We start from the raw sequence: 12,543 nt of genomic DNA, 5'->3' as shown, positions 1-12,543 counted from the left end.
GCCTTCACTCCCGATGGTCGTGGGTCTGGGTGATACGGCCTTGTTCCACGTGGAACAAAGCGACTGGCGTTTCCGTCTGCCAGCCTTCCCTCAATAATTCATGGTCTACACAAGTGATAAACACCTGGCAGCGTAAGTCTTCCAATAAGCGGCATAGCGCGCGGCGGTGTTGCTCGTCGAGTTCAGACGGCAAGTCATCCACCAGATAAATACACTGGCCGCGTCGGGCTTGGCTAACCAAGTGGCCTTGGGCGATACGCAGAGCACACACCACCAACTTCTGCTGGCCGCGGGACAAGATATCCGCAGCGTTATGAGCGCCTAATCTAAGACGCAAATCTGCCCGTTGGGGTCCGGCCTGGGTATGGCCAATTTGCTGATCCCGCTGCAGGGACGTGGCGAGCACTGCGCTCAGTTCACGCTCTTTGTCCCAACCACGGTAGTAGCTCAGCGTCAGCCCTTCGAGATCCAACAACTCACTCAAAGTCTGCTCAAAGACTGGTTTCAAGGCTTTGATATAGGCGCGGCGGTATTCATCTATTTCGTCGCTGGCCAGGCACAGTTCCCGGTCCCAGGCCGCTTGCGAAGCGGCGTCAAGTGTACCATGCCGCAGCCACGAGTTCCGCTGCCGCAGGGCCTTCTGCAGGCGCTGCCAAGTGGCCATGAAGCGCGGTTCCACGTGGAACACTCCCCAATCGAGGAATTGCCTGCGGATTTTGGGTGCGCCTTCCAACAGCCGAAAGCTGTCAGGGTTGATCAACTGCAATGGCAGGATCTCTGCCAATTGCGCAGCACTGCGCGCATTTTGCCCGTCGATACGAATCTGAAATTCACCGCCACGATCACGTGATATCCCCAGGCTGCTGTATCCGCCCTCCGCCAGTTCAACCTGGCCAAAGACAGTACACGCCAATTGTTCGTACTGGATAACCGGTAACAAGCGCGCACTGCGAAAGGAACGGGCGAGCCCCAGCAAGTGGATAGCTTCCAGCACGCTGGTTTTTCCACTGCCGTTGGCACCGTGGAGGATATTAATGCGGGGGGAGGGGGAGAAGGTCACCGGGTGCAGGTTACGCACCGCGGTGACTGAAACGCGACTGAGGGACATCTAGCGTCTGCTGAGCATGATTACAGGCGCATCGGCATAACAACATAAGCCGAATCGTCGTTGTCGGATTCCTGCACCAAGGCGCTGCTGTTGGAGTCCGACAGGATCAGGCGCACCTGTTCAGTGGTCATCACGCCAAGTACGTCCAGCAGGTAGCTCACGTTGAAGCCGATTTCCAACGAACCGCCGTTGTAGTCAACGCCTACTTCTTCTTCCGCCTCTTCCTGCTCCGGGTTATTGGCCTGAATTTTCAGCTGACCGTTGGCCAGTTGCAGACGAATACCACGGTATTTTTCGTTGGACAGAATCGCTGTGCGGCTGAACGCTTCACGCAGTGCCTGACGATCGCCGATCACCAACTTGTCACCGCCTTTAGGCAGCACGCGCTCGTAATCCGGGAATTTACCGTCGACCAGCTTGGACGTGAAGGTGAACTCGCCGGTGGTGGCGCGAATGTGGTGCTGACCCAATACGATGCTGACATTGCCATCCGGCTCAGTGAGCAGGCGCGCCAGCTCAAGAATACCTTTACGCGGCACGATCACCTGGTGACGGTCTGGCTGACCGATATCGGCACGCATCGAGCACATCGCCAGACGATGACCATCGGTGGCCACTGCACGGATAATGCCTTCGGATACTTCCAGCAACATACCATTGAGGTAGTAACGCACGTCCTGCTGGGCCATGGCGAAGCTGGTGCGCTCGATCAAACGGCGCAGTTTGCTTTGCTCCAGGCTGCACGTCAGAGAGCCAGGGCCTTCTTCCACGGTCGGGAAGTCATTGGCTGGCAAGGTCGACAACGTGAAACGGCTGCGACCGGCCTTGACCACCAGCTTTTGCTCATCAACCTTGATGTCGATAAGCGCGTCGTTCGGCAGGCTTTTGCAGATATCCATCAGCTTGCGCGCGGGCACGGTGATCTCGCCTGGTTCGGCGGGCTCTTCCAGTTGCACGCGGCCAACCAGTTCGACTTCCAGGTCGGTGCCAGTCAGGGACAACTGCTGGCCTTCGACAACCAGCAATACGTTGGAGAGCACCGGCAAGGTCTGTCGGCGCTCGACGACGCCTGCGACCAGTTGCAGGGGTTTCAACAGGGCTTCGCGTTGAATGGTGAAATGCATGGTCTAGTCCCTTGCCTTAATAAGCTGCGCTGGTGTCATCAAGTGGTCAGTGTACGCAGCAGGTTCTTGTAGTCCTCGCGAATATCCGCGTCGGATTCCTTAAGTTCGTTGATCTTGCGGCATGCATGCAAGACCGTAGTGTGGTCGCGACCACCAAACACATCGCCGATTTCCGGCAGGCTATGGTTGGTCAACTCCTTGGAGAGAGCCATGGCCACCTGGCGCGGACGAGCCACCGAGCGCGAACGGCGCTTGGACAGCAGATCGGAAATCTTGATCTTGTAGTACTCGGCCACGGTGCGCTGGATGTTATCCACACTCACCAGTTTGTCCTGCAGTGCCAGCAAGTCTTTCAGGGATTCGCGGATCAGTTCGATGGTGATGTCGCGACCCATGAAGTGCGAGTGAGCGATGACCCGCTTGAGCGCGCCTTCCAGCTCACGCACGTTGGAGCGAATGCGTTGGGCGATAAAGAACGCAGCGTCGTGCGGTAGATCGACCTTAGCCTGATCAGCTTTTTTCATCAGGATTGCAACGCGGGTTTCGAGTTCCGGCGGCTCGACCGCAACGGTCAGACCCCAGCCGAAGCGCGATTTCAAGCGCTCTTCCAGGCCTTCGATTTCCTTCGGATAACGGTCACTGGTCAAGATGACCTGTTGGCCGCCTTCGAGCAGGGCGTTGAACGTATGGAAAAACTCTTCCTGGGAACGCTCTTTGCGCGCGAAGAATTGGATGTCATCGATCAGCAAGGCGTCAACGGAGCGATAGAAGCGCTTGAACTCGTTGATGGCATTGAGCTGTAAGGCCTTGACCATGTCAGCTACGAAGCGCTCCGAGTGCAGGTACACGACCTTGGCATTCGGGTTCTTCTTTAATAGGTGGTTGCCCACAGCGTGCATCAAGTGAGTCTTACCCAAGCCAACGCCACCATAAAGGAACAGCGGGTTGTAACCGTGCTTGGGGTTATCCGCCACTTGCCAGGCCGCGGCGCGAGCAAGCTGGTTGGATTTACCTTCGACGAAATTCTCGAAGGTAAAGGTGCGGTTCAGGTAACTGGTGTGCTTGAGCGCGCCTTCTACCTGCACGGTGCGCTGTTCGGCGCGAACCGGTGCCTGTTGCGAGCTGGCGCCAGCCATCGGGTCGAAGCTGTCGCGAGACGGCTCTTCATTAATAGGCGCATTTTTCTGCGACGCTGATTTCGAAGGCGTCTGGGCAAGCGGCGCGGGTGAATTGTTAACAGGTGCCACTGCGGCCTGGGCCTGCGAGGCACTCGCCGCCAACGGCGCATTCGGCGCAGCGCGAGGCGCCGAGCTACGTTTGCTGCCTATTAACAAGGAGAGAACGGGCGCGAGACCGTTGCCATGTTCGTCGAGCAATTCTAGAACGCGGCTCAGGTACTTCTCGTTGACCCAGTCGAGAACGAAACGGTTGGGCGCATAAACGCGCAACTCGTCGCCTTCGGCTTCGACCTGTAGCGGACGGATCCAGGTGTTGAATTGCTGGGCAGGCAGCTCATCGCGCAAAAGCTCCACGCACTGCTGCCAAAGTTCCACTGACACGGATATCCCCTAAGTTGAAAGCCGGTGAGGCAAAAACAGCCGCCATTGTAGCGGCGAGCCGCCCACTTATCCACATGTAGGTTGCCCACAGGGCACCCAAAATCAACGTCTTATCGGGGAAAAAGGCGACCAATGGTCTGTGCATAAGCTCTGTGGATAAGCGCCCCTGAGCTCGTTGCACAAGTGGGGGTGAAAGTCTGTGGGTAACTGGCCTGTGGATAACATGCCATTCCACACACAGCTTATCCGACAGCGCAGCACAGGCAGAGCACTGCTTCTCCCCCGTGTTGTCATCCTCTGTACAGCACGTGGAATATGGCCTTAACGCAGTTATCCACAGAGGATGGCCTGCCTAGCTTTTATAAGCTTTACAGAAAAGCTTTAAATAACTTCCTTCTTTATTTTTATATCTATGACATTGCTCGTGGAAGGCCGGCGGATAGAAAAGGGCGTTTTGCCCTATAGCGATCTAATTGAAGGAAAAGCTGGTTGGAAATTGACCTAGAGGCTTGCTTTCTCTAGAATCGCCGGTCTCTTAAAACGGGGGCCATTCCGGCCCGTTGTGGACGAACCAGGTAACAACGCCATGAAACGTACTTTCCAACCAAGCACCATCAAACGCGCCCGTACTCACGGCTTCCGTGCTCGCATGGCTACCAAGAACGGCCGTGCTGTCCTGTCGCGTCGCCGCGCCAAAGGTCGTGCGCGTCTGGCAGTTTGATAATCCGGTACTGGTGGTGAGTCAGGACTTCAGTCGGGAAAAGCGTTTGCTAACCCCCCGGCACTTCAAGGCAGTCTTTGACTCCCCCACCGGCAAGGTTCCGGGGAAAAATCTCCTGCTCCTTGCGCGTAACAACGATCTTGATCACCCCCGTCTCGGGTTGGTGATCGGCAAGAAGAGCGTAAAGCTCTCCGTTGAGCGCAATCGCCTCAAGCGTCTGATGCGCGAATCGTTTCGCCTCCACCAGGACACTCTGGTTGGTTGGGATATTGTTATCGTCGCGCGCAAAGGCTTGGGGGATGTAGAAAACCCCGAATTGATTCAGCATTTCGGCAAGCTCTGGAAACGTCTGGCGCGTACCAACAAGCCAGCACCAGCAGTCAGCACCGAAACTGTAGGGGTAGACAGCACCGATGCGTAAACTGGCACTCGTTCCGATCCAGTTTTATCGCTATGCCATTAGTCCTCTGATGGCCAGTCACTGTCGTTTCTACCCCAGTTGTTCCTGCTACGCGTTAGAGGCCATAGAAAATCATGGTCTTCTGCGCGGTGGCTGGCTGACCTTTCGTCGTTTAGGTCGCTGTCATCCGTGGAATCCCGGTGGTTATGACCCGGTTCCACCTATCCCTACCTCCCGTTCTTCTTCGATGGCCGAGTAATCATGGATATTAAACGCACGATCCTGATCGTCGCCCTGGCAATCGTGTCCTATGTCATGGTTCTTAAGTGGAACCAGGATTATGGCCAAGCTGCCCTGCCGACTCAGAATGTTGCTACCAATCAGGCTGCGCCGGCTATTCCGGACACTCCGTTGGGTACCAATGCGTCCGCGAGTGCCGATGTTCCCAGCGCGAATGGCGAGACAACCGCCCCTTTAGAAACGCCAGTGGTCACCAATAAAGACCTCATCCTTGTGAAAACGGATGTGCTCGACCTGGCTATCGACCCACAAGGTGGTGATATCGCGCAGTTGAAACTGCCGCTTTATCCACGTCGCCAAGATCATCCAGATGTACCGTTCCAACTGTTCGATAATGGCGGTGAACGTACTTATCTGGCGCAAAGCGGCCTGACCGGCACCAATGGTCCGGATGCGCGTGCTACCGGTCGTCCGGTTTATTCGACCGAAAAGAAGACTTATCAACTGGCTGATGGCCAAAATCAGTTGAACGTCGACCTGAAATTCAGTCTCGACGGCGTCAATTACATCAAGCGCTTCAGTTTCACTCGCGGTTTGTACGACTTGAAGGTCACTTACCTGATCGACAACACCAGCGAAAAACCGTGGAGCGGCAACCTGTTTGCCCAACTCAAGCGTGATGGCAGCTCCGATCCTTCTTCCAGCACCGCCACCGGCACCGCGACTTACCTGGGCGCAGCCCTGTGGACAAGTAGCGAACCGTACAAAAAAGTGTCGATGAAAGATATCGACAAGGGCGCGCTGAAAGAAACCGTCCAAGGCGGCTGGGTCGCCTGGTTGCAACACTACTTCGTGACCGCATGGATCCCGAACAAAGGTGAAGCCAACCTGGTTCAAACCCGTAAAGACAGCCAAGGCAACTACATCATCGGCTTTACTGGCCCGGTGCTGAACGTCGCACCAGGTGCCAAGGCTGAAACCAGCGCTACCCTTTACGCCGGCCCGAAAAGCCAAGCGGTATTGAAAGAGTTGTCCCCAGGTCTGGAACTGACTGTGGATTACGGCATTCTGTGGTTCATTGCCCAGCCGATCTTCTGGCTGCTGCAACATATCCACAGCATTGTGGGTAACTGGGGCTTCTCGATCATCTTCCTGACCATGCTGATCAAGGGGATCTTCTTCCCACTGTCGGCTGCCAGCTACAAGTCGATGGCGCGTATGCGTGCCGTTGCCCCGAAGCTGGCTGCGTTGAAAGAGCAACATGGTGATGACCGGCAGAAAATGTCGCAGGCCATGATGGAGCTGTACAAGAAAGAGAAGATCAACCCGCTGGGTGGATGCTTGCCTATCCTCGTGCAGATGCCAGTGTTCCTTTCGTTGTACTGGGTACTCCTGGAAAGCGTAGAAATGCGCCAGGCACCGTTCATGCTGTGGATAACTGACCTGTCGATTAAAGACCCGTTCTTTATCCTGCCGATCATCATGGGCGCGACCATGTTCATCCAGCAGCGTCTGAACCCAACACCGCCGGATCCGATGCAGGCCAAAGTGATGAAAATGATGCCAATCATCTTCACCTTCTTCTTCCTGTGGTTCCCAGCTGGTCTGGTTCTGTACTGGGTGGTCAACAACGTATTGTCGATCTCTCAACAGTGGTACATCACACGTAAAATCGAAGCGGCTACCAAAAAAGCCGAGGCGTAATTTACTCTGTGGATAACCACTCAAGACGCCCCCTAGTGGGGCGTTTTGCTTTCCGTCACTTTTGTTCTGGAACCTGCTGATGAGCGCTCCTCGTGAAACCATCGCTGCTGTCGCTACCGCTCAAGGTCGCGGCGGCGTGGGCATCGTTCGAATTTCAGGGCCGCTCGCCGGCGTGGCTGCACAGGCCATCAGTGGTCGGGAATTGAAACCGCGTTATGCCCATTACGGCCCGTTTCTGGATGCAGACCAAAGCGTGCTGGATGAGGGCCTGGCCCTTTATTTCCCTGGGCCTAACTCGTTCACCGGTGAAGATGTTCTGGAATTGCAGGGCCACGGTGGTCCTGTAGTCCTCGATATGCTGCTGCAGCGCTGCCTGCAACTCGGCTGCCGGCTGGCCCGCCCAGGTGAATTCAGCGAGCGGGCATTCCTCAACGACAAACTTGACCTGGCCCAGGCCGAAGCCATTGCCGACTTGATCGAAGCCAGTTCTGCACAGGCGGCACGCAATGCGCTGCGCTCGCTGCAAGGCGCGTTTTCCTTGCGTGTGCATAACCTGACGGAGCAATTGATCAGCTTGCGCATCTACGTGGAGGCGGCGATTGATTTCCCGGAAGAAGAAATCGACTTCCTGGCCGATGGCCACGTACTGGCGATGCTGGATAAAGTGCGTGAAGAGTTATCCACAGTACTGCGCGAAGCCGGGCAGGGCGCCTTGCTCCGCGACGGTATGACCGTGGTGATCGCAGGCCGCCCGAATGCCGGCAAATCCAGTTTGCTCAATGCACTGGCCGGCCGTGAAGCGGCTATCGTTACCGAGATTGCGGGGACCACGCGGGATATCCTGCGGGAACATATCCACATCGACGGCATGCCTCTGCATGTGGTCGACACCGCAGGGCTGCGTGACACCGATGACCAGGTGGAAAAGATCGGCGTGGAACGAGCGCTCAAGGCGATCGCCGAGGCCGATCGCGTGCTGCTCGTGGTAGACGCCACCGCGCCTGAGGCTGTGGACCCTTTTGCACTCTGGCCAGAATTCCTGGAGCAACGGCCGGACCCGGCCAAGGTCACGTTGATCCGCAACAAGGCCGACCTGACGGGCGAAGCCATTGCCATGGAAACCAGCGAGGATGGCCACGTCACGATCAGCCTGAGTGCCAAGTCGGCAGGTAATGGACTGGAATTGCTGCGTGACCATCTCAAGGCCTGCATGGGCTACGAGCAGACCTCCGAAAGCAGCTTCAGTGCCCGTCGCAGGCACTTGGAGGCACTGCGCCATGCCAGCGCAGCCCTGGAGCACGGACGTGCTCAGCTGACCTTGGCGGGGGCAGGGGAGCTGCTGGCCGAAGATCTGCGTCAGGCACAGCAGCTGCTGGGGGAAATCACTGGCGCGTTCAGCTCCGATGATTTGCTGGGGCGGATCTTTTCCAGTTTCTGTATCGGCAAATAACCAAGTTATCCACAGCGCCTCACCAGTTGTAAGACACCGTACCGAGCAAGGTACGGCTGTCACCCCAGTAGCAGCGCCCTGCGTCGTTGCAACCAGATACATATTCCTTGTCGAAGAGGTTCTTGGCATTCAGGTCGATCGACCAGTGGGTATCAATCTGGTAACCAATCGCGGCATCCACCAACGTGACACTGCCGGGGTCGAGCTTCCCGTAGAGAGTCGGCTTGGTGTAGGAATAGGCGCTATCGAAGTAGCGCACGCCACCGCCCAGGGAAAGGCCTTTGAGTTGGCCATCCAAGAATCGGTATTTGCCCCACACCGAGGCCTGGTTGCGTGGAACACCTGTCATCTGGTGCCCTTCGACCAACGAACCGGCCGTGTCCTTGGTAATCCGTGCGTCGGTATAGGTATAGGCCGCCGTCAGATTCAGGTTCGGTGTGATGTTGCTGTTGATTTCGAGTTCCGCACCTTTGGCGCGGCTTTCTCCCACTTGGCGATAGGTATTGGTGGTGCTGTCGAGATAGGTATCGTCTTGTTTGCGCAAGTCGTACACCGACAACGTCATCGCTGTGTCCCAACCGATCGGTTCGTATTTCAAGCCCACTTCGTATTGCCGGCTGGTGATGGGCTTGAGCGGTGAGCCTGTCACCGAGATCTGCTGCACCGGGACAAATGCGGTGGAGTAGCTGACATACGGCGTCAGGCCGTTGTCGAACTGGTACATCACACCACCCTGGTAGGTGAATTTCTGCTCGGTGGTGCTGGAGTCCGTGGCGCTTTTTACCTTGTCCCGGAAATCACTGTCGACCCAATCTTGGCGCCCACCGAGCAGGAACAACCAATGGTCGTACTTGCTTTGGATCTGTGCATAAACGCCTTTCATCTGTTGCGCGAGCAAGGTGTTTTGCACCGCTTGCGGGGTGGTCGGGTCACGCAGATACACCGGGTCATACACATTGATCGTGCCGGCGAACCCCGCATCCCAGTCCTGGTTAAACGAAGTACGGTCGTAGCTCGCGCCGAACAGCAGCGTGTTTTCCAGGCTGCCCAGCTGGAATTTGCCTTCCAGCTGGTTATCCAGGGAGTAAACCATCGACTTGTTGTAGCGGTCGTAGGCATTCATGTTCAGTTGCGTGCCGAAGCCTTGGTTGTTCAAGTCGCCCGGCCAGGTTTCATGACGGGTGATACGTGACTGCATGTAGCGGGAGTTCTGGCGGAACTGCCAATCGTCATTGAAGCTGTGGCTGAATTCGTAACCGGTGTTCCAGGCTTCGCGCTCAAAGGTATTCCAATCCGGGTCACCGAGCATGGTGCGTTTGGACAGCTTGCCGTTGGGATTGGTGAGCAAGGTGCCGGCCGCCGGTAGGCCGAGTTCAAGGTTGGTGTGGTCTTTCTGGTAGTTGGCCAGCAGAGTCAGGGTGTTGAAGTCATCGAAGTTAAGGGTCAGGGAGGGCGCAATGTAGAGCCGATCATCCGGGACATGGTCAGTTTGCGTATCGGATTTACGCCCAAGCATCACCACCCGGCCGAGGATATTCCCGTTTTCATTGAGCGGGCCGGAGATATCCACACCCACCTGGCGACGGTTGTGGGAGCCATAACCCAACTGCACCTCACCCTGTGGCGTCGCAGTAGGGTGTTTACTCACCAGGTTCACCAGCCCACCTGGTGCATTTTCGCCGTAAAGCAGTGAAGAGGGCCCACGGAAGATTTCCACACGCTCTAAGCCGTAGGGTTCGCTAGTGGTGTCGTACCGATTCCCTTGTACACGTAGGCCATCACGCAGCAGGCCGTAGCCGTAATCGGTGGCGTTGAAACCGCGAATGAAGAATAAATCCCCTGCCAGGCTATCGCCAGCGGCAAAGGGCGGCGCAAAAATACCGGGCACATAACCCAATACTTCGGTCAGCGTCTGGGATTTCTGGTCCTTGATGCGTTGGCCGGTGACCACCGATACCGAGCGCGGTGTTTCCGACAAGGGCGTACTGGTCTTGGTGCCGATGCGGCTGTTTAGCGCGTTGTAGCCTACATCCCCGGCAATCTCTTGATTAAAACCATCCTGTTGATAAGTACTCACGGTGGTCGGTGAGAGCGTGAGTTGCCCGGATGGCACGGCTTGCAGCACATAGCTTCCAGGGGCCTGGACGACAGCTAGCAGGCCTGAGGTTTGCAGTAATAGCGCAAAACCCTGTTCCACCGAATAGTCACCTTCCAACCCTGGCGTACTCAAACTCGCGGTCTGCTGAGGCGAGAACGACAGAATCACATTGGCCTTGGCGGCAAATTGGCTTAAGGCATTGTCCAGCCGCCCGGCAGCAATGGTGTAGTGCTGCACCGTAACGGCTGCAAAGGCGCCGCCGGTCGAGAGCAAAGCAACCGTGGTGGCGACAGTGCCCCTCAGCAGGCCGTAGGTTATGCCGTGGTAAGAAAGTCGCTGGCGAAGCTTGGTGGGAAGGCGCATAGGTGGGTAAGCCCTGAAGGTAGCATCGTGATTACCTGTAGGGCCGCGCCAGGTAAAAAAAAGATAACCCCCCCGTAGATTATTTTTGCGATCAGCCGGTTCGACTCACCGATACCCAATACCGAGTGAAGTATTTCACCTGGATAGGCAGGGTCGCTTGCAGGTTGGAAAGCACGGCATCGGTGGAATCCAGGCGGAACGTTCCGGAGACGCGCAGGCGTCCAGAGGCGGCGTCGCACTGCAAGACGCCCGGCCGATAGCGGGCAAGCTCGTCGATCACATCACCCAGCCGAGCATCCAGCACAATCAATTGCCCGTCGACCCAGGCGGCTTGAGTGCTGCGATACGGATGGTTATCCCCAACCTTGTGGCGGTCGAAGTCGACGCTTTCACCCGCACTGAGGATTTGGCTGTGGTCAGGTTGATCTGCGGGCGACACGCTGACCCGATCTTCCAGTACCCCAACGCGTGTGGAATCCGACAGCTGGCGTACCGTAAACCGCGTGCCTAATGCCTCAACCCGGCCTTGGCGGGTTTCGAGGTAAAACGGCGTCTGCCCGCCAGACTTACCCGTGTGGATAAGTACTTCCCCCTCACGCAGGCGGATCAATCGCTGGCGCGCATCGAACGCCACGTCTATCGAGGTGTGGGTATTGAGATCGACCTGCGTGCCGTCGGCCAACGCGATGCGCCGGTGTTCACCTACGCCGGTGCGGTAGTCGGCCCACACGTTGCCCAGGGACGTATGTTGCTGAACATTCCACCCCAAATACCCGGTGCCACCCAGCAGCAACATCCACTTCAGTACCTGGCGGCGTTGTTGCGTGGTGGACAGCGCACGGCGCGTCAAATCCGCAGGCAGTGCGCCAAGGCTGCGCTGCACTTGCTCCATCTGGTTCCACGCGGCCTGGTGGGAAGGATCACCATTGAGCCATTGCTGCCAGGCATGGTGTTCGGCGGGAGTGGGTGGTTGGGCTTGAAACTGCACATACCAACTGGCGGCCGCTTCGAAGATTTTGCGATCAGGGGCCGCCATTACAAGGTGGCCATGATCAGCGAGCATTCCGTCAGTGCACGGATCATGTGTTTTTTCACCGTGGTCAGTGAAACCTGCAGTTGATCAGCGATCTGTTGATAAGTCAGCCCGTCGATCTGCGAGAGCATGAAGATTCGCCGCGCCCGATCACCGAGGCCGCAAAGCGCTTTGTCCACAGCCACCAGCGTTTCAATGATGATTGCCTTGTCTTCTTCACTGATGGCCATGACTTCAGGGCGTTCGGCCAAAGTCTGCCTATAGGCTTGTTCAATGGCGTGCCGGCGATACCGATCAATCACCAACCCCCTGGCAACGGTCGCCAAGTAATCGCGCGGTTCCAGGATCTGCGATGCATGACGGCCGCCCAGGATGCGCACGAACGTATCGTGGGCCACATCGGCCGCATCGCAGGTGTTATGCAACTTGCCTTTGAGCCACCCGTGCAGCCAGGAATGGTGTTGCTCGTAGATGTGCTGGACTACAGCTGTGTGCGAAGGAGCAGACATAGGAGCGAGACAAGGTGGCTTAATGATAATCGCTATTATTAACTGCCCTATCGTTTTCTCACAATAGCCCTCTTTCTACCGCCCGCTCCAACGGACTGATGAGTTTGGATGGCCTCATCGTGGGTGAAATACAGCCCAATTCAACAATTTCTGTGGATTAAGCCCTGTGAATAACCGCCCCTGTGCCCAGTTGATAACAGGGCCTGAAACCTGAGCAAAAACCCATCTGTGGAT

11 protein-coding genes are annotated in these 12,543 nt (G+C 56.7%); 5 read left to right on the top strand and 6 right to left on the bottom strand.

From position 1 onward, the window contains the following. Positions 1-4: 4 nt before the first annotated feature. From recF to dnaA, 3 genes are read right to left on the bottom strand one after another with little or no spacing between them, the layout of a single operon-like run. Positions 5-1,108 carry a DNA replication/repair protein RecF gene (recF, locus tag EJD88_RS25535; RefSeq protein ID WP_099586140.1) on the bottom strand — a complete coding sequence of 368 codons (1,104 nt, stop codon included), beginning with the start codon at positions 1,106-1,108 and terminating at the stop codon, positions 5-7. A gap of 20 nt (positions 1,109-1,128) precedes the next feature. Then, the gene (dnaN, locus tag EJD88_RS25530; RefSeq protein ID WP_005783345.1) at positions 1,129-2,232 is read right to left on the bottom strand and encodes a DNA polymerase III subunit beta; all 1,104 of its coding nucleotides are present in this window, start codon (positions 2,230-2,232) and stop codon (positions 1,129-1,131) included. Positions 2,233-2,270: 38 nt separating this feature from the next. Beyond that, positions 2,271-3,791, bottom strand: coding sequence for a chromosomal replication initiator protein DnaA (dnaA, locus tag EJD88_RS25525; RefSeq protein WP_099586139.1), 1,521 nt, complete (start codon positions 3,789-3,791; stop codon positions 2,271-2,273). A 586-nt stretch (positions 3,792-4,377) separates the two neighbouring features. On the opposite strand from dnaA, the gene rpmH reads away from it, so the two are divergent. The 5 genes from rpmH to mnmE all read left to right on the top strand — a co-directional run bounded on the left by rpmH (position 4,378) and on the right by mnmE (position 8,306). Then, the gene (rpmH, locus tag EJD88_RS25520) at positions 4,378-4,512 is read left to right on the top strand and encodes a 50S ribosomal protein L34 (protein WP_003213577.1); all 135 of its coding nucleotides are present in this window, start codon (positions 4,378-4,380) and stop codon (positions 4,510-4,512) included. A 16-nt stretch (positions 4,513-4,528) separates the two neighbouring features. Further along, the gene (rnpA, locus tag EJD88_RS25515) at positions 4,529-4,933 is read left to right on the top strand and encodes a ribonuclease P protein component (protein WP_053128141.1); all 405 of its coding nucleotides are present in this window, start codon (positions 4,529-4,531) and stop codon (positions 4,931-4,933) included. Further along, on the top strand, positions 4,926-5,171 hold the full coding sequence (gene yidD, locus EJD88_RS25510) for a membrane protein insertion efficiency factor YidD (RefSeq protein ID WP_010207715.1): 246 nt from the start codon (positions 4,926-4,928) through the stop codon (positions 5,169-5,171). The genes rnpA and yidD overlap by 8 nt, the downstream gene beginning before the upstream one ends. 2 nt (positions 5,172-5,173) lie before the next feature. After that, entirely contained in the window at positions 5,174-6,856 is a 1,683-nt protein-coding gene (gene yidC / locus EJD88_RS25505; RefSeq protein WP_099586138.1) for a membrane protein insertase YidC, read from the top strand. Between the two features lie 79 nt (positions 6,857-6,935). Then, positions 6,936-8,306 carry a tRNA uridine-5-carboxymethylaminomethyl(34) synthesis GTPase MnmE gene (gene mnmE / locus EJD88_RS25500; protein WP_099586137.1) on the top strand — a complete coding sequence of 457 codons (1,371 nt, stop codon included), beginning with the start codon at positions 6,936-6,938 and terminating at the stop codon, positions 8,304-8,306. 19 nt (positions 8,307-8,325) lie between these two features. On the opposite strand, the gene EJD88_RS25495 is transcribed toward mnmE, so the two are convergent. The 3 genes from EJD88_RS25495 to EJD88_RS25485 all read right to left on the bottom strand — a co-directional run bounded on the left by EJD88_RS25495 (position 8,326) and on the right by EJD88_RS25485 (position 12,309). Then, positions 8,326-10,767, bottom strand: a complete 2,442-nt coding sequence (locus EJD88_RS25495; RefSeq protein WP_158879280.1) for a TonB-dependent siderophore receptor — start codon at positions 10,765-10,767, stop codon at positions 8,326-8,328. A gap of 91 nt (positions 10,768-10,858) precedes the next feature. Next, positions 10,859-11,803, bottom strand: coding sequence for a FecR domain-containing protein (locus EJD88_RS25490; RefSeq protein WP_158879279.1), 945 nt, complete (start codon positions 11,801-11,803; stop codon positions 10,859-10,861). After that, positions 11,803-12,309: a sigma-70 family RNA polymerase sigma factor gene (locus tag EJD88_RS25485; RefSeq protein WP_099586134.1), complete on the bottom strand. Its 507-nt coding sequence runs from the start codon at positions 12,307-12,309 to the stop codon at positions 11,803-11,805. The genes EJD88_RS25490 and EJD88_RS25485 overlap by 1 nt, the downstream gene beginning before the upstream one ends. Positions 12,310-12,543: the final 234 nt, after the last annotated feature.

The sequence above is a fragment of the Pseudomonas sp. PB105 genome (assembly GCF_009764655.1).
Taxonomy (GTDB): Bacteria; Pseudomonadota; Gammaproteobacteria; order Pseudomonadales; family Pseudomonadaceae; genus Aquipseudomonas; species Aquipseudomonas cyclaminis.
The sequence above is the reverse complement of the archived record's forward strand: the minus strand, read 5'-3'. Positions and strand labels throughout refer to the sequence as shown.